This window comes from Zobellia roscoffensis (assembly GCF_015330165.1).
GTDB classification, from domain to species: domain Bacteria; phylum Bacteroidota; class Bacteroidia; order Flavobacteriales; family Flavobacteriaceae; genus Zobellia; species Zobellia roscoffensis.
Genome location: NZ_JADDXT010000002.1, coordinates 1772658 through 1790293, shown reverse-complemented (window position 1 = coordinate 1790293; position 17636 = coordinate 1772658). Strand labels below are relative to the sequence as shown.

Genomic DNA, 17636 nt, shown 5'->3' with positions numbered 1-17636 from the left:
AGGTTAAATAACCCCTTTGCGAATATACAGAACAATGGCGCAACATCTTCTTTTTAAGAAGATGTTGCGCCATTGTTCTAAAAAAAATACAGAAACGGTATTCTAACCCTTAAAATATTTTAGAAGTTGCAAAGTAGAACTATCATGATCAGCAATTTCCGAACCTTGAATGTCTTTCAAAATCGTACCCGCCAATTGTTTACCCAGTTCCACACCCCATTGATCATAACTAAATATGTTCCAGATAATACCTTGCACGAAGATTTTATGCTCGTAAAGCGCAATTAGACTACCCAAACTCCTTGGAGACAATTTATCAATAAGGATGGTATTGGTAGGTTTGTTTCCTTCAAATATTTTAAAAGTTAATAATTTTTCGATTTCACCTTCACTCATACCCTTACCCTCTAACTCTTCACGAACTTGATCTCCCGTCTTACCATTCATTAAGGCTTCCGTCTGTGCAAAGAAATTGGCCATTAATTTATTGTGATGGTCAACATCGCCATGTAAAGACTTCTTGTAACCTATAAAATCCACTGGAATAATTTTTGTTCCTTGATGAATCAACTGAAAGAAAGCATGTTGTGAATTTGTACCTGGCTCTCCCCAAATAATGGTACCAGTCTCATAATTTACACGCTTGCCATTACGACCTACGCTTTTACCGTTACTTTCCATTATACCTTGCTGAAGATAGGCCGAGAACCTACTTAAGTATTGTGTATACGGTATGATAGCTTCGGTTTCCGCCCCATAGAAATTATTGTACCAAACACTTATCAATGCTAAGGTTACAGGAAGATTTTCTTTAAAGTCGGCAGTTTTGAAATGCTCATCCATTTCATTTGCACCTGCCAATAACTCATCAAAATTTTCAAAACCTACAGCCAATGCAATTGAGAGACCAACGGCACTCCATAATGAAAAACGACCGCCAACCCAATCCCACATAGGGAATACGTTTTCGGCAGCGATACCAAACTTAGAAATAGCTTCTGTATTTGTAGATACCGCCGCAAAGTGTTTGGCAATATCCTCTTGTGTTCCGTGCTTTAAAAACCACTTTTTAATGGTAGTGGCATTACTTAATGTTTCTTGTGTAGTAAATGTTTTTGAAACAACTACAAAAAGGGTAGTCTCTGGATCAAGTTCTTTTAAAACTTCATTTACGTGATCACCATCTACATTACTCACAAAATGAAGCTTTAGATGGTTCTTATAAAATTTTAGCGCTTCAGTTACCATAGCTGGTCCTAAATCCGAACCGCCTATACCAATATTTACTACGTCTGTAAAAGCTTTACCTGTATATCCGGTTGCACTTCCTGAAATAATAGTTTCTGTAAATTCTTTTATATGTTCTTTAACTTCATACACCTCATCCATTACATTCTCGCCATCAACCAAAATAGTATCGGACTTTTTAGCACGTAGCGCAGTATGTAGAACTGCACGGCCTTCCGTTTGGTTTATCTCATCTCCACCAAATTGTTTTTGAATAGCATCGGTTAAATTTACCTCATCGGCCAATTCTAAAAGCAGTTGTAGCGTTTCGTCTGTAATTCTATTTTTTGAGAAGTCTACTAAGAAATCATTCCACTTTAAAGTGAATTTTTCCGCCCTAGATGCATCAGAAGCAAAAAGGTCTTTTAACTGTTCTTCTTTGGTATTTGCAAAGTGCTGAGAAAGCTTCTTCCAAGCAGAGGTTTCTGTAGGATCTGTGCTATGTAATGACATTTTGGATTTTTTAGAGTGTTAGCAATTGTCTATGGCGAAAATAAACCATATCACTCTAAACCAAAACCCTAGGAGCCGTTATTTTTCTGCAGATGCTAAATCTTCGGCTAGAATATCTTCCTGCACCGGACTTTCTGGATATGTCATGCAATCTAACTGGTCTTTTATTGGATTAACATAGTTGAAATACTCTGGTTGCAAAGACTCATCCAATGGCTCTGCCAATGGAAGCTCTTCTTTTAAAGGGTCCACTTGTCTTCCATTTCTCCAAAAACGATAACATACGTGAGGACCGCTGGTGTTACCCGTCATACCAATCCAACCAATTACATCTCCCTGTCTCACGTACGCCCCCTTCTTCACGTTCTGCTTGCTCATGTGCAAATATTGCGTAGAATAGGTTGCGTTATGTCTAATCTTTACATATTTACCGTTACCACCTCTTCTTGTAGATTCGGTTACGGTACCATCTGCAGTAGCTAGAATAGGTGTTCCTCTTGGCGCTGCATAATCCGTTCCCATATGAGGTCTTATTTTATTGCCATAATAACGGATTCTTCGTTTCAGGTTATATCTAGATGATATTCTACTGAACTGAACTGGTGCTCTAAGAAACGTTCTTCTTAAGTTATTAGCTTCTTCATCAAAATAATCGACTATATTTTTTAATGAATCATTTTCGTAGGCGAAAGCGTAAATAGGTCTTCCGTTGTGCTCAAAATAAGCTGCTTCTATTGCACCAGCACCTGCGTATATTGAATCATTGATATACTTTTCCTTATAAATAACTTTGAACTTATCTCCTTTTTGAAGGCGAAAGAAATCAATTGTCCAAGCATACACTTCAGACAAACTATTAGTAACCGTGTAGTCTATCCCTTGTTCTAAAATTGCCTGAGACAATGAGCTTTCTATTACCCCCGAAGCTTCACGCTCTACGTAAGTAACTTCTTTTTTATCCTTATATGCCTTAACATTATCCCGTAAATCAACTACAGTGTAGTTAATAGGATCATTCTCATATATAAAAACTTGAGCGGCCTCTGTAGTATCTTTGGACTTTAAAATAAGATATGGTTTACCCACACGAATTTTGCGAACATCAAAAGTATCTTTAAATTCTTGGGTGATTTTAGCAATCTTTGGATAATCTACTTTATTCTGAAGCATTAATTCCCCAAAACTATCTCCATTTTTAACCGTATCCAACTGCACGGTAAACTCATCTAGGTTAAACCCAAACTGCTTCATTATGGGTTTCTCAACAGGAACAATTGCAGCCATTTGCTTAACCGGTTCTTTTAGAACTGGCTTATCATCTTTACAGGAAAGTGATACTAAAATAACGAAAAGAAGGCCCCAATATTTATTCATGCTACTCTGTTTGTTTCTTATCTGGGTTAAAGATATGGTCTACCCACTCTTTCCCCCAATTATTTAACTCTTGTTTTGAATAGATTTCCGGAAAAAACACGATTTTCTGAAAACTGGGCGGTAAATACTCCTTCCAATTCGTTCCTCCCGTAGCATCTATCTGTTCCTTGTCCTTTCCTAAATAGCGATGGGCAGACCCCATGTGCATTAACGGCCAATTTACGTTCGCATTCATATCCAAAGTCTTTAACGCTTCTATCAGCTCTTTATTATCTCTCTTGTCTGCCGGTAATTGCTGATACTTCTGATAAATAGTATTTTGCTCAACTTGTTTTGCAATTCGTATTAGACGCGGCGTATACCTGTACTCAAACTGCTTTAACGTCAATGTCTTTTCTCCCGTAGCCGAATCGGTTGCCCCTTTTTTCCAATAAATTCCCTCATAAAGCTCCTCTAAACTATTTTCCGATGAAAAGGAATCTCTTTCTGCATGGTGAACCAAATTCTCCAAAGGAGTTGAATATATTTCAATCATTCGGTATTGTGCAGACTGAAAACCACTTGCCGGAAGCAAAGCCATACGGTATTGAAGGAACTGCTCTCTCTCCATACCTTTTATCATAATACTAAAAGAGGATATCAATGCTTTAAAATAGCTATTGATTCGTCTAGCTTTTTCAATAAAGAAATCTATATTCTGAGATTTATCATCTACCAACTGCTTTTGCTCATGAAGGATAAGCTTAAAATACAGCTCTGTAATCTGGTGGTACATGATAAAAATTTCCTCATCGGGAAAATAGGTACGAGGCACCTGAAGACTCAAAAGGGTATCTAAATGAATATAATCCCAATAAGTGAGGTAACGTTGGTAAAGAAGCCCGTCTAAATAAGAACTTAAATCCTGACCGGAATCTTTATACTTCTCTTCTAGTTTTGAAATTTGTGAATCTATTCGCTCTTTATCTCTCATTGGGGTTTTAATCCATTATTATCTTGAACTGGTGTTTTAGTCCGTTATATCCGTCTAGGTCTGCTTTTATCGCTCCCACAGATAAATCTGCCTGTATACGAATAGGTATTCTGTTATCATCTGCAGAAACCCATAACGAAAGACTTTCTTTTTCCTTAAAAACACGACCGGATTGTACTAAGGGTCTAAATTTATAACATTCTACCTTACCGAACTTAGTTTTAAGTACTTCTGTACCTAAATATTTAAGCTTGAAGTTAAAAATACCATCATCATCATACAACATCTTCAACTTAACAGCCTCACCTATCACTAATTGATTAGGGTCATAATTATTACGCAGGTAATAAAATGCCGAAATTAAATCCTGAATACTATCCTGTAGTTCAAAATTATACTTTTTATTATGCTTTTTATCATTCAGAACTGCTTTCTCTTCCTGATGATCAAAGTTAATTTCTATATCTTTGGTATAGCCACCTTCGCTTATTTTTCTAATAAATTTATAAGGCTTACCATCTTCTTTTCCAAAATAGCTTTCATACGTATCATCTACTTTAAAAAATATACTGGCAAAACCGGTTGTCTCACCATGGCCCACAACATGATATACAGGCACATCCTCAATAACATCGGACTTTACATGCAAAGTGGCGTAACTTGCGTTTAAAAAGCCGTAATGCATTCTAAACTTGAGCCACTCACCGGCATCAAAAGCCGACTTACTATTTTGAGAGTAAGAGGAAAGGAATGTAAAAAGGAAAAGTAATGCAATGGCTTTTTTCATAGCTGTAGTATTACGATAAAAATACAAAATGCACTCATATCATATTAAGGGCTTACAATTACTTAAACAAAATTTATTCCAAAGTATTGTATGCATTATACAGCTGCGCTTTTTTGATACTTTATATTGAATTTATCAACAAACAAACTCCTACACTGGTGTTAAACCATGTAAGTTGAACAACTGATTAAAAAAAAGCCCCAACATTTCATGTCAGGGCTTTTCCTAAATAACCAACCAAACTTTAAATTATGAAAAACCAATACTTAAAGTTGTAAGGGAACCACCCCTTACGACTACAAATTTAAGGCATACTTTGAATCCTCAAACCGTTTTAACTTACTTTAACTATTACATTAACAGTTCTTTTTACTTACGGCTATAAATTTGGCATTTCATTAAGATATGACGACTGTTTTGGGGCCTAAAGCCTCCATTTTACATGTAAAATTGCACGCCGTATGCGGCAAAAAACCGAACAAAGGATAAATAAAGCAAATTTACAACGTACCTCTAGACTCTTGTTCTCTTTCTATTGCCTCAAAAAGTGCTTTAAAATTCCCCTTCCCAAAAGATTTAGCTCCCTTACGTTGAATAATTTCAATAAACATAGTGGGCCTATCTAAAATAGGTTTGGTGAATATTTGCAGCAAATACCCTTCTTCGTCTCTATCAATAAGAATTCCTAATTCGCTAAGAGGCGCTAAATCTTCATCTATTTCCCCTACGCGATCCAGTACATCTTCATAATAACTTGAAGGTACCTTTAAAAATTCAATACCTCTATCTCTTAAGGCTGTAACCGTTTCAACAATATTATCCGTAGCCAAAGCCATATGTTGAACCCCGGCACCATTGTAAAAATCTATATATTCTTCTATCTGCGATTTCTTTCTACCGTCCGCAGGTTCATTAATCGGAAACTTGATGCGTCCGTTACCATTACTCATCACCTTACTCATGAGCGCCGTATATTCCGTAGAGATATCTTTATCATCAAAAGATACCAACTGGGCAAATCCCATGACCTTGGCGTAGAACTCACACCACTTGTTCATTTCGTTCCAACCCACATTACCCACCATATGGTCTACATACTTAAGTCCCACATCTGCAGGCTTAAAATGTGGATTCCAAGGCTTATATCCAGGCATAAAAACACCTTTGTAATCCTTTCGTTCTATAAAAACGTGTACCGTTTCACCATAGGTATGTATTCCGGACAAAACTACTTTCCCATCTTCATCTGAAATGGTTTTAGGTTCCAAATAACTCTCAGCCCCTCTTTTTGTTGTTTCAGTATAACTTTGGGAAGCATCATCTACCCAAAGCGCAATAGCTTTGACACCATCTCCATGAGCATCTATATGTTTATTGATATCGCCTCCCGATTTTAATGGAGAAGTAAGTACCAATCTAATTTTATCTTGTTGCAATACGTAGGACACGCGGTCTTTTAGTCCGGTTTCAAGCCCTGCATAGGCCAATGGCTGAAAACCCCAGGCCGCCATATAATAATGGGCTGCCTGTTTAGCATTTCCCACATAAAGTTCTATATAATCTGTACCCAACAAAGGAAGGAAGTCTTCTGCTTCCGGATTTTCCTTAGGCAAATTCAACGAGGTAGTATCTAAAGTAGACATGATATATGTTTTTAGTGAAGTGAAAATTTAAAAAGTCGAAAAAAAATAGTGTTGTCCATGCAAAAACATGAACTCAAGTAAATCTGGCTATTTACCACATGGCTCTAAGGTGAGCGGTAATATCAACTCTTAATTCTAGCATATATCACAAATATCGGAAAAAAAACATAACCCTTAACTTAAAGACATTAAAACCAATACCCTAGACTAAAAAAGAAATTATTGGTCTTGCCTTCTGGAGACCAAGAATAATGTATTTGCATTGGCCCCATGAAAGATTCCCATCCATAACCAATAGCATAACCAGAATAAGTTGGTAACTCAAACCAATCTCCTGTTCTAAAAATATCATCTGCAACATTGGCATAATTTGCCGTAAACATTAAATGATTTTTTGGTACAAATTCGTAATCTAGCCTTCCGTATGCCTTTACAAAGGCGTTACCCGGAAGCGCTAAAAAATTATACCCAAAAAACGGCGTGAAATTATTCAAAAGATGCGTACCATAACCACCTAGGATAAAATCAAAAGAAGAAACATTTGAAGTTCCTAATTTAAACCCTCCCTGAGTCTCAATATTGAATGAAAAATTCTTCATAAAAGGTATAGCAATACCCGCTTTTGCCTTTGCAATTGAAAACTCTTTGAAGTTGTTATTAAAGTCTGACGAGAAGACATAAAAATGAAAATCACCATCAAAATACAACCCTTTTGACGGAAAGTATTTATCATCATATGTATCAAAAGTTAGTTGTCCAAAAGCACTATAAAAGCTGCTTTTTTCCAAAAATGTTCTCCCGTCTGTATTTCTTCCTGTCTGTCCGATACTCGTATTTGCAATTTGTCCTAAGGTTTTAGTACTATACTTCAAAAACTTATGTTCAATACCCATTCTAAACGCAAACTCCTCCCGCAACACTGTTTGAACATAAGCTTGATTCGTAAAATCTGTTATATCCATATTTATGGAGTTTAAATTAGCCCCTGCCTGAACACCAAAATTAGTTCGTACCAAATCAAAATCTACATCTTTTTCAAATTCATTAAAGCTTGAATTAAGTCCAAAACTCCAATACGACCCTTTGTCTACATAGTACTGTAATTTGTACCTAACGTTATCTCCAATAATAAAATCAAAAGAAGAAACATCATCTCTGGTAATTAAACTTTTACGTGTATAGTTTAGAATAGCTGCCGTTTTATACAAGTTATCATAATGTGCCCCAATGCGAATAAAAGATTTGCTGTTGTTTTCATTCAGATCCAAAACCATCTCTTGCTCGTCACTGTCTTCATTATCCCGTAATTTATAATGGATTGTATGAAAGTTACCTGTGGCGGCCAAATTACTAATCCCTTGTTGTACACGTGAAAAGGTGGTTGGGTTATCCGTATCAAACCTTAATTTTCCTTTTACATAGCCCCTAGAATAATTCTCGCTTTCTAATATGACCAAATGACTAATACTTAAGGTATCCGTAGAAACAATTCTCTCCCTAACTTTTCTTTTTCCGTTCTGCCTAGAGGCGACCGCCTTTAAAGTATCCATTTTTTTACGTGCCGCTTCTTCACCACTTTTAATAATTACATCATCAAGATTGAAATCTATAATGGAGTAATCTACCATATTGGGCTTTATATAGATATCTGTCTTTTTTGACTTTTCAGCCATATCAAGAACTGTCCTATAATTGTTGATTTGTAATAAAATCTCAGTAGCGGTCAATAACGATTCCCTATCTCTGAGCCCGTGCTGCACATCTACCCCAATTATAATATCCGCACCCATTTTTCTGACCTCTTCAATAGGGTAGTTATTCACCACTCCACCATCTATCAATACCTTACCGTTAATCCGGGCCGGCTCAAAAAGAGACGGTAATGTTCCACTTGCCATAACAGCTTCCGGCAAATACCCTTCCCTCAAAACAACTTCCTCTCCTGTTTCCACATCTGTGGCCACGCAGACAAATGGAATAGGCAAATCATTAAAGTCATTTATATTCCGCACAGGATACAAGAATTTCACCAGTTCGTTATATACATTCTGACCACCGGAATACGCAGGAGGAACGGATACTTTAAAATTGTCAAAAGGAAGGGTAACAGCATACTTTTCCGAGTTTTCTTTCTCATAGAAAGTTTTAGCACTCCTAGGCAGGTTATCCTGTATGAGATTGGTAAAATCAGTTGCTCTAAAAATAGAATCCAATTGATTCCCATTATAACCGGCAGCATATAGAGAACCCACAATAGCACCCATGCTTGTACCTCCAATAAAATCTACTTTAATACCAGCCTCTTCCAAAACTTTTATAGCACCAATATGTGCCATACCCTTTGCACCACCACCACTAAGCACCAGTCCCACTTTCAAGTCTTTTTTCTCATGGTCTTGAGACATGGAGACCCATGTGAAGAGAAGCAAAACAATACCTAATATGACTCTTTGCATAATACCGTCTTAATCGTAATTTTAATGGAAAGCTTCATAAATTTTTTTCGCCCTAGACATACCAACAGTTTCAGTCAGGTTTTCTATGGATGCCTCTTTTATACGTTTTACGGATTTGAACCGCTTTAAAAGCTCCTCAGCCGTCTTTTCTCCAATGCCTTCAATACTCTCTAACTTAGAATTTATTGCAGCCTTACTTCTCTTATTTCTATGAAAAGTAATACCAAAGCGATGTGCTTCATTTCTTAATTGCTGAATAATTTTTAAGCTCTCCGACTTCTTATCGAGATAAAGAGGAATATTATCTTCTGGAAAATAAATTTCCTCTAAACGTTTTGCTATGCCTATAATAGCTATTTTTCCTCGCAATCCAAGGATATCCAAACTTTTTAAAGCGGAAGACAACTGCCCCTTTCCTCCGTCTATAACAATTAACTGTGGTAATGGCTCATCTTCAGCTAACAGACGTTTATACCTCCTAAAAACAACCTCTTCCATAGAAGCAAAATCATCCGGACCTTCTACTGTTTTAATATTATAATGACGGTATTCTTTTTTTGAAGGTTTCCCATTTTTAAAAACAACACATGCAGCCACCGGATTACTACCTTGAATGTTACTGTTATCAAAACACTCTATATGCCTAGGCTCTTCGGAAAGATGCAAATCTTTTTTCATTTGCGCCATGATCCTGTTCGTATGCCTATCCGGGTCAATAATCTTAATTTGTTTGAAGCGTTCTTGCCTGTAAAATTTGGCGTTACGTTCAGATAATTCCAATATTTTCTTTTTATCTCCCAATTTAGGGACTGTAATTTTTAAATGTGACTCTACTGGAACCTCAAAAGGGAGGTAAAGTTCCCTAGAAAGCGAGTTGAATCTTTGCCTAATCTCTATAATGGACAGTGCCAGAAGGTCTGCATCGGTTTCATCCAATTTCTTTTTTATTTCCATGGTATGGGATCGTATAATGGAACCATGAGACAATTGCAGGAAATTTATATACGCATGACTCTCATCTGAAATAATTGAGAACACATCTACATTATTAATTTTAGGGTTAACAATTGTAGACTTCACCTGATAATTCTCAAGCACTTCAATCTTCTCCTTTATCTCTTGAGCCTCCTCAAATTTCATTTCAGAAGCCATGATTTTCATTTGTGAACGGAAATAACTCAACGAAGATTTAAAATCGCCCTTAATTATCTTCCTTATATCATCAACTTGACTATGATAGTCTTCTGCACTCTGATAACCTTCACAAGGGCCTTTACAATTACCTAAATGGTATTCTAGACACACTTTATATTTACCTGTCTCTATTTTCTCCTGTGACAGATCATAATTACATGTACGCAAAGAATACACGCCTTTAATTAAATCCAGCAGTGTCCGGACCGTTTTCATGCTTGTATACGGCCCAAAATACTCACTACCATCTTTTATGAGTTTTCGAGTAGGAAAAATTCTAGGGAAACGCTCGTTCTTAATACAGATCCAAGGGTATGATTTATCATCTTTCAGCAAGACATTATATCTAGGCCGGTATTTTTTTATTAGGTTGTTTTCCAGAAGTAGCGCATCAGATTCCGTCGGAACCACAACATGCTTTATACTTTTTATTTTTTTCACAAGAACACGCGTCTTTCCGTATTCATGGTTTTTTGTAAAATATGAAGATACCCGCTTCTTTAGATTTATGGCTTTACCCACATACAGTATTTTATCCTCTATATCATAAAATTGATACACCCCAGGGCTCTGGGGCAATGTACTTAATTGTACTTTTATAGGAACTTGGGGCATTATTAAAAACGGTTTAACAAATTAATGGAAGGTGTATCTACTTCTATCATGTTAAATTACTACGTTTTATCAAAAGGGCTAAGTGTTTTACTCTTTTTTAACGAATCGAGATTTCCATGCAAAACTAACATGAACAAATAGTTAAGCTTCAGCATGTTACTCTTGTGCAATTTTGCGCGTTTTTACGTGCAAAAACGTTAAAAAACTCTAAAAAATGCAGTTCATCGATAAAAAGTTGCATTTAAAAGTGTTTTGATTGATTTTTTTATTTAAATTTAAGAATCAAAATCATTTACCACATGGATAAATATATTATAACCCTCGGCCTGTATCTCATCTTAATGATATCTTTTAAGATATATTACGCAGTGTCAGTAAAAGAATAGGCATACCTAGAGTTTCCCCAATTGTAGTGAGGTCATAATCAATGCTCAAAAAAGATTTAAGATCACGATACAAAAAACGAAGAGATTCAATAGATAATGAATCACTCGCAGATTCTAGCCTGAGTATTGCTAACGAAATACTTAAATTGCCAATATGGTCATACGATTATTACCATATTTTTTTGCCGATTTCTGAAAACAAGGAGATTGACACTACCTTCATCCTATCCATACTACAAGGAAAGGATAAAAATGTAGTTTTACCCAAAGTAGTAAACAAAACCACATTAAAGCATTATTTGCTAACGGATTCTACGCGTCTTAAAAATAACGAATGGAATATACCCGAACCTATTGATGGAATAGAAGTACCTACAACTAAAATAGAGGTTGTCTTCATTCCCTTACTTGCTTTTGACAAAAAGGGAAATCGTGTTGGTTATGGAAAAGGATTTTATGATACTTTTTTAGCCGAATGTCCAAAAGATGTAATTAAAATTGGATTGTCTTTGTTTTCAACGGAAGAAGAATTGATAACAGATGTGAATAGCAATGATATTCCTTTGAACTACTGCGTAACCCCCTCCGAGACCTATTCTTTTTAAATAATTAAGATTAAGCCACCTCCTCCGCAGGTATTTCATCATCAATCTTACCAAAAGCTTTTTTATTAAAAACCAGGAGAATGCCTACCCCTGTACTAATAGCCATATCTGCTATGTTGAAAACAGGCTCAAAAAAGCGAAAAGTTGAGCCTCCAAAATAAGGTATCCAAGCTGGCCATGTAGTATCTACCATAGGAAAATAGAGCATATCTACCACTTTCCCATAAAACAAACTACCATAAGGCTCGTCTGGAAACGCTGTAGCCAATTGCTGGTAACTATCTCCAAAAACAATCCCGTACAGTACGGAATCTATAATATTGCCCAATGCTCCTGCAAAGATCAAGCAAACTGCTAGAATAAGGGTTTTTGACGACTCCTTACGTATAGTATCATACAGCCAATACCCTATTCCCGCCACTGCAAACAACCGGAATATGGTCAACACTAATTTACCTGTAGGTTCCGATATAGGCAAGAAATCACTAAGCTTGGCACCCCAAGCAGCTCCGGAATTTTCAATGAAAAGTATTTTGAACCAACTAAAAACCTCAACAGAATCACCCAATACAAAATGGGTCTTTATATAAATTTTACTCAATTGATCAATCAATAAGATTACAATGATAATGAGCAATGACTTCTTTAAATTCATAGTATATATACAACTTGAATAAGCAAAAATAAGTATATTATTCGGTTTTCTTTATTCGTATGTTTCCTGTTATGGAAGTAAGCTCATATATAGCATCTCCTATAGGAATGTCTTCTTTATCTATGTTTCCATATTTGCTATTAGCCTTTATATCAGCTTTTAGAGCTTGGACCAAGATATGACCACTCTGAGTATGCACATTTATATCTTCCAAGGCATTAACGAGTTCACAATTTCCGTCATTCAATGAAACATTCAGCTCTCTGTAGGTACCAGTAGCAAACACATTACAACTAGTTCCAAAAACGGTGACATACTTAAAACAAGGAAGAATTACTTTTAAAGAGATTGATATAACCTTGTGTGCGCTAAGCTTATCATTAGGGTTCTTAAAATTGGGTTGAAAACCACTGCTGATCATTATAGAACCTCCATCTTCCTTCACGGATAGCAAAAGGTCTTTTGTATACTCCCCGTCAATAATTGCCTCTACAGACATCTCATGGCTCTCCGAGGTTTCCAATTTCAATTCATAACAATTAGCTACATCAATATTTATTGCCGTAACCGCATCATTAATCAGTGATTTTTTCACCACCTTTTGTGCAGCCAAAAGATTAAAGAATAAAAAGAAAACTAAAAAGCTCTTCATTTTTTTAGGGCGTAAAAAAAGCCTACAAGAAATTAGTTCTTGTAGGCTTTTTTAATTTTATAATGCAGCAATTACTTTTGCATATTCTTAGCCTCGATACTTAAAGTAGCATGAGGAACCAACTTAAGACGCTCTTTAGCAATCAGCTTTCCTGTTACGCGACAAATACCGTAGGTTTTGTTCTCAATACGTAAAAGTGCATTTTTCAAATCTCTTATGAATTTCTCCTGACGTATAGCCAACTGCGTATTCGCCTCTTTGCTCATAGTCTCCGAACCTTCTTCAAAAGCTTTGAACGTAGGTGAAGTATCATCAGTTCCGTTATTACCGTCGTTCATATACGAACTCTTCAACAAGTCTAAATGACTTTTTGCTTTCTCGATTTTATCTTCGATCAGCACTCTAAATTCGGCAAGATCCTTATCCGAATATCTAACTTTTAAATCTTCTGCCATTGTATTAATGTTTTTCAATAAATAATTTAGTGTTCACTTCGTCAAAAGAAACCTCGGCTCCTTCCTCCAATTTTTCCTCTAAAATTAGTTCTGCTGTTAAGGTTTCGGTTTTAATATAATCTATATTATTAAATACCGCTTTTTCAACAAAACCATCTTTTAGAATCTTAACGTCAATTCTATCTGTCACCTCAAACCCAAAATCTTTTCTTATGTTCTGAATTCTATTTACAAGTTCTCTAGCAATACCTTCTTCTCTTAAATCTTCATTGATAGTTACGTCTAAGGCTACCGTAATAGACCCTGAACTTGCCACCAACCAACCTTCGATATCTTGAGAGGCTATCTCTACATCTTGCAGCTGTAATGTAATAATTTTATCGTCAATGTCAAGTGAAATTTCGCCCTTCTGCTCAATTTTCTGGATATCCTCTTGCCCTAACTGAGCTACAGCTTGAGCAATTTTTTTCATATCCTTCCCAAATTTAGGGCCTAAAGCCTTAAAATTAGGTTTAATCTGCTTCACCAAAATTCCGGAAGCATCGTCTAACAATTCTATTTCTTTAACATTTACCTCAGACATAATAAGATCGGCAACTGCCTCTATCTCGTGTTTTTGATTTTCATCCAAAACAGGTATCATTACTTTCTGTAATGGCTGGCGCACTTTTATCTTTTCCTTCTGACGAATGGATAACACTAAAGACGAAATAGTCTGTGCTTTCTCCATCTTACTTTCCAAATCCCTATCTACGATTGCTTCATTATACTTTGGGAATTCTGCCAAATGTACCGATTCAAAAGCCTCTGTATGTGTGGTATTCGTTAAATCTTTATAAAGTCTATCCATAAAGAAAGGAGCCACAGGGGCCGATAATTTGGCAACGGTTTCAAGACAGGTATACAGGGTTTGATAAGCCGATATTTTATCTTTCTCATATGTACCTTTCCAGAAACGCCTTCTACATAAACGTACATACCAATTACTCAGATTCTCTTGAACATAATCCGAAATAGCACGTGTAGCCTTTGTAGGTTCGTAATCAGCGTAAGCTTCATCAACCGTTTTAATCAAAGAGTGAAGTTCAGATAAAATCCAACGGTCAATTTCCGGTCTTTCACTCAACGGAATATTTTCTTCTGAATAATCAAATTCATCAATATTGGCATATAAGCCGAAGAAAGAATAGGTGTTATAAAGTGTTCCGAAGAATTTTCGTTTTACCTCAACAATACCATCCGTATCAAACTTTAGGTTGTCCCATGGATTGGCATTAGAAATCATGTACCAACGTGTAGCATCTGCCCCGTGTTCGTTCATCGTATCAAAAGGATCAGCAGCATTGCCCAAGCGTTTGGACATTTTTTTGCCCTCTTTGTCCAGTACAAGTCCGTTGGAAACAACATTTTTATACGCCACGGAATCAAATACCATGGTACCAATAGCATGTAATGTATAGAACCAACCCCTAGTCTGGTCTACTCCTTCTGCAATAAAATCTGCAGGATAGGTCTTGCCCTCATCAATCAAATCTTTGTTTTCGAACGGGTAGTGCCATTGTGCATAAGGCATGGAACCACTATCAAACCATACATCTATCAAATCGCTTTCTCGTTTCATAGGTTTGCCCGATGCGGAAACTAGAACAACATCATCTACGATATTCTTGTGAAGGTCTATCTTATCATAGTTCTCCTCAGAAAAATCTCCGACAACAAAGTCATCAAAAATATCTTTTTTCATTACCCCTGCAGCTACCGCTTTTGCCATTTCAGCTTTCAACTCTGCTACAGACCCAATAATCAGTTCTTCTTTACCGTCCTCCGTTCTCCAAATTGGAAGAGGAATTCCCCAATACCTTGATCTAGAAAGGTTCCAGTCGTTAGCATTTGCCAACCAGTTTCCAAAACGACCTTCTCCGGTAGATTTTGGTTTCCAGTTGATAGTCTGGTTCAATGCGAACATGCGGTCTTTGACATCACTGATTTTAATAAACCATGAATCTAAAGGGTAATATAAAATAGGTTTATCGGTACGCCAGCAGTTCGGGTAACTGTGCACATACTTCTCTACTTTAAAGGCCTTGTTCTCTTCTTTTAATTTTATGGCAAGCTCAACATCTATAGATCTTTCCGGCGCCTCACCCGCTTCATAATATTCATTCTTGACGTATTTACCGCCAAATTCTTTCATTTCAGGACGAAATTTACCCTGTAAGTCCACCAATGGGACTGGGCTATTATTCTCGTCCAGCACCAATAATGGTGGTATTTCCGGTGATGCCTGTTTAGCCACCAAAGCATCATCCGCACCAAAGGTAGGTGCGGTATGTACAATACCTGTACCATCATCTACTGTTACAAAATCTCCCGAAATTACACGAAATGCATTTTCAGGATTTTGGTACGGCAAGGCATAATCTAGTAGCTGCTCATATTTTGCACCTACCAAATCTTTACCCACAAATTCTTTTACAACGTAAAAAGGAATTTTCTTGTCTCCAGATGCATATTCTAACAACTCTGGTTTAGACTCTACTTGTTGAAACCTTCCGGAGAATTGCTTCCCTACCAAGTTTTTGGCAAGCACCACGTTCATGGGTTTAAACGTATATTGATTATACGTTTCTACCAAGACATATTCTATTTTTGGACCAACGGTCAACGCTGTGTTGGAAGGAAGTGTCCACGGCGTGGTGGTCCATGCCAAGAAATATACATCGCCTTCGTTCTGAAGGAAATCCGGTAATGAATCTTCTATTGCTTTAAACTGCGCCACAACCGTGGTATCCGTAACATCTTGATACGTTCCCGGCTGGTTTAATTCATGCGAACTTAGACCTGTACCTGCTTTTGGCGAATACGGCTGAATTGTATACCCTTTATAAATAAGACCTTTATCATAAATCTGCTTCAACAACCACCAAACAGACTCCATATATTTTGGCTTGTAGGTAATATATGGGTCGTTCATATCTACCCAATACCCTACTTGCTCCGTCATACGGTTCCAAACATCCGTATAGCGCATAACCGCCTTTTTACAAGCTGCGTTATATTCTTCTACAGAGATTTTCTTCCCAATATCTTCTTTAGTAATACCTAATTCCTTCTCAACACCCAGTTCTATAGGTAATCCATGAGTATCCCATCCGGCCTTACGTTTAACTTGAAACCCCTTCATAGTCTTGTACCTAGGAAAAATATCCTTGATGGTACGTGCCATTACGTGGTGTATACCAGGCATACCATTTGCTGATGGTGGACCCTCGTAAAACACATAACTAGGTTTACCCTCTCTGGAGGAAACACTTTTCTCAAATATTTGATTTTGCTTCCAGTAATCAAGTATATCCTCAGCTACTTTGGGCAAGTCCAATCCTTTATATTCCGCAAACTTCATAATAAGTGGCTCTACTGCATTAATTTAAGGCTGCAAAATTAAGGATTTTTAGTCGAATTAAGTCGATTTGACAGAATTGAAATACGGAGTAAAAAACAAGCTTGTAAGAAAATGTTAAAAAATAGCGTCTAAATTTTGGTTTCATACGTATATGAGAAAAACAATTAAACAAAACTTTAAACACAAAATCATGAAAAAAGTAATTTTAGGTTCCGTTTTAATGCTAGCCTTGAGTATCTCTTTTGTTTCTTGTAGAGAAGCTGCGGACAAAGCAAAGAGTGCTACTGATGAAGCTGGTGCGGCAATGGAGCAAGCTGGTGAAGATGCTAAAGAAATGGGGTCTGACGCCATGGACAAAGCACAAGAAGCTGGTAACGAAGCAATGGAAAAAGCTGAGGAAGCTGGCGAAGAAATCAAAGCTGGTGCAGAAGATGCTGCTAACGATTTGAAATCTAAAGCTGAAGCTGCTGGTGATGACATCAAAGCTAAAGCTAATGACGCTGCAAGTGATGTTAAAGCAAAAGCTGGTGAAGCTGCTGACAAAGCAAAAGACGCTGCCAATAAAGCTGGTGACGATGCTAAAGCTGCTGCTAACGGTGCTGCTGATAAAGCAAAAGCTGCTATCAACTAATTATAAGTTATACTTAGTATAACGTAAGAACCCCGGCCATTGGCCGGGGTTCTTTATTTTTGTATCG

The 17636-nt window shown here is 36.8% G+C and carries 13 protein-coding genes; 2 read left to right on the top strand and 11 right to left on the bottom strand.

Translation table 11 applies throughout. From position 1 onward, the window contains the following. Positions 1–102: 102 nt before the first annotated feature. From pgi to uvrC, 7 genes are all read right to left on the bottom strand, one after another. Positions 103–1740, bottom strand: a complete 1638-nt coding sequence (gene pgi, locus IWC72_RS07590; protein ID WP_194529369.1) for a glucose-6-phosphate isomerase — start codon at positions 1738–1740, stop codon at positions 103–105. 78 nt (positions 1741–1818) lie between these two features. Continuing rightward, the gene (locus IWC72_RS07585) at positions 1819–3114 is read right to left on the bottom strand and encodes a M23 family metallopeptidase (protein ID WP_194525615.1); all 1296 of its coding nucleotides are present in this window, start codon (positions 3112–3114) and stop codon (positions 1819–1821) included. A gap of 1 nt (position 3115) precedes the next feature. Then, positions 3116–4087, bottom strand: coding sequence for a tryptophan 2,3-dioxygenase family protein (locus IWC72_RS07580; RefSeq protein ID WP_194525614.1), 972 nt, complete (start codon positions 4085–4087; stop codon positions 3116–3118). Positions 4088–4094: 7 nt separating this feature from the next. Next, the gene (locus IWC72_RS07575; RefSeq protein ID WP_194525613.1) at positions 4095–4874 is read right to left on the bottom strand and encodes a DUF3108 domain-containing protein; all 780 of its coding nucleotides are present in this window, start codon (positions 4872–4874) and stop codon (positions 4095–4097) included. A gap of 500 nt (positions 4875–5374) precedes the next feature. Beyond that, a complete protein-coding gene (gene hppD, locus IWC72_RS07570) occupies positions 5375–6517 on the bottom strand; it encodes a 4-hydroxyphenylpyruvate dioxygenase (protein ID WP_194525612.1) in 1143 nt (380 codons plus the stop codon). 188 nt (positions 6518–6705) lie between these two features. Next, entirely contained in the window at positions 6706–8973 is a 2268-nt protein-coding gene (locus IWC72_RS07565) for a patatin-like phospholipase family protein (RefSeq protein WP_194529368.1), read from the bottom strand. Positions 8974–8994: 21 nt separating this feature from the next. Further along, positions 8995–10782 (bottom strand): excinuclease ABC subunit UvrC, encoded by a 1788-nt coding sequence (gene uvrC, locus IWC72_RS07560; protein WP_194529367.1) that lies wholly within the window; start codon positions 10780–10782, stop codon positions 8995–8997. 427 nt (positions 10783–11209) lie between these two features. Between uvrC and IWC72_RS07555 the strand changes: the two genes are divergently transcribed. Then, positions 11210–11773, top strand: a complete 564-nt coding sequence (locus IWC72_RS07555) for a 5-formyltetrahydrofolate cyclo-ligase (RefSeq protein ID WP_194525609.1) — start codon at positions 11210–11212, stop codon at positions 11771–11773. A 10-nt stretch (positions 11774–11783) separates the two neighbouring features. On the opposite strand, the gene IWC72_RS07550 is transcribed toward IWC72_RS07555, so the two are convergent. The 4 genes from IWC72_RS07550 to ileS all read right to left on the bottom strand — a co-directional run bounded on the left by IWC72_RS07550 (position 11784) and on the right by ileS (position 16938). After that, positions 11784–12428, bottom strand: a complete 645-nt coding sequence (locus tag IWC72_RS07550; protein ID WP_194529366.1) for a lipoprotein signal peptidase — start codon at positions 12426–12428, stop codon at positions 11784–11786. A 37-nt stretch (positions 12429–12465) separates the two neighbouring features. After that, positions 12466–13080 (bottom strand): DUF4097 family beta strand repeat-containing protein, encoded by a 615-nt coding sequence (locus IWC72_RS07545; RefSeq protein WP_194529365.1) that lies wholly within the window; start codon positions 13078–13080, stop codon positions 12466–12468. 71 nt (positions 13081–13151) lie between these two features. After that, positions 13152–13535 (bottom strand): TraR/DksA family transcriptional regulator, encoded by a 384-nt coding sequence (locus tag IWC72_RS07540; RefSeq protein WP_194525606.1) that lies wholly within the window; start codon positions 13533–13535, stop codon positions 13152–13154. 4 nt (positions 13536–13539) lie between these two features. Beyond that, positions 13540–16938 (bottom strand): isoleucine--tRNA ligase, encoded by a 3399-nt coding sequence (gene ileS / locus IWC72_RS07535; protein WP_194529364.1) that lies wholly within the window; start codon positions 16936–16938, stop codon positions 13540–13542. Between the two features lie 190 nt (positions 16939–17128). On the opposite strand from ileS, the gene IWC72_RS07530 reads away from it, so the two are divergent. Beyond that, entirely contained in the window at positions 17129–17569 is a 441-nt protein-coding gene (locus IWC72_RS07530) for a hypothetical protein (protein ID WP_194525604.1), read from the top strand. Positions 17570–17636 lie beyond the last annotated feature (67 nt).

Excerpts from the sequence above, each read along its gene's own strand:
- pgi (WP_194529369.1), bottom strand. The coding sequence starts at position 1,740 with ATGTCATTACATAGCACAGATCCTACAGAAACCTCTGCTTGGAAGAAG.
- IWC72_RS07585 (WP_194525615.1), bottom strand. The coding sequence starts at position 3,114 with ATGAATAAATATTGGGGCCTTCTTTTCGTTATTTTAGTATCACTTTCC.
- IWC72_RS07580 (WP_194525614.1), bottom strand. The coding sequence starts at position 4,087 with ATGAGAGATAAAGAGCGAATAGATTCACAAATTTCAAAACTAGAAGAG.
- IWC72_RS07575 (WP_194525613.1), bottom strand. The coding sequence starts at position 4,874 with ATGAAAAAAGCCATTGCATTACTTTTCCTTTTTACATTCCTTTCCTCT.
- hppD (WP_194525612.1), bottom strand. The coding sequence starts at position 6,517 with ATGTCTACTTTAGATACTACCTCGTTGAATTTGCCTAAGGAAAATCCG.
- IWC72_RS07565 (WP_194529368.1), bottom strand. The coding sequence starts at position 8,973 with ATGCAAAGAGTCATATTAGGTATTGTTTTGCTTCTCTTCACATGGGTC.
- uvrC (WP_194529367.1), bottom strand. The coding sequence starts at position 10,782 with ATGCCCCAAGTTCCTATAAAAGTACAATTAAGTACATTGCCCCAGAGC.
- IWC72_RS07555 (WP_194525609.1), top strand. The coding sequence starts at position 11,210 with ATGCTCAAAAAAGATTTAAGATCACGATACAAAAAACGAAGAGATTCA.
- IWC72_RS07550 (WP_194529366.1), bottom strand. The coding sequence starts at position 12,428 with ATGAATTTAAAGAAGTCATTGCTCATTATCATTGTAATCTTATTGATT.
- IWC72_RS07545 (WP_194529365.1), bottom strand. The coding sequence starts at position 13,080 with ATGAAGAGCTTTTTAGTTTTCTTTTTATTCTTTAATCTTTTGGCTGCA.
- IWC72_RS07540 (WP_194525606.1), bottom strand. The coding sequence starts at position 13,535 with ATGGCAGAAGATTTAAAAGTTAGATATTCGGATAAGGATCTTGCCGAA.
- ileS (WP_194529364.1), bottom strand. The coding sequence starts at position 16,938 with ATGAAGTTTGCGGAATATAAAGGATTGGACTTGCCCAAAGTAGCTGAG.
- IWC72_RS07530 (WP_194525604.1), top strand. The coding sequence starts at position 17,129 with ATGAAAAAAGTAATTTTAGGTTCCGTTTTAATGCTAGCCTTGAGTATC.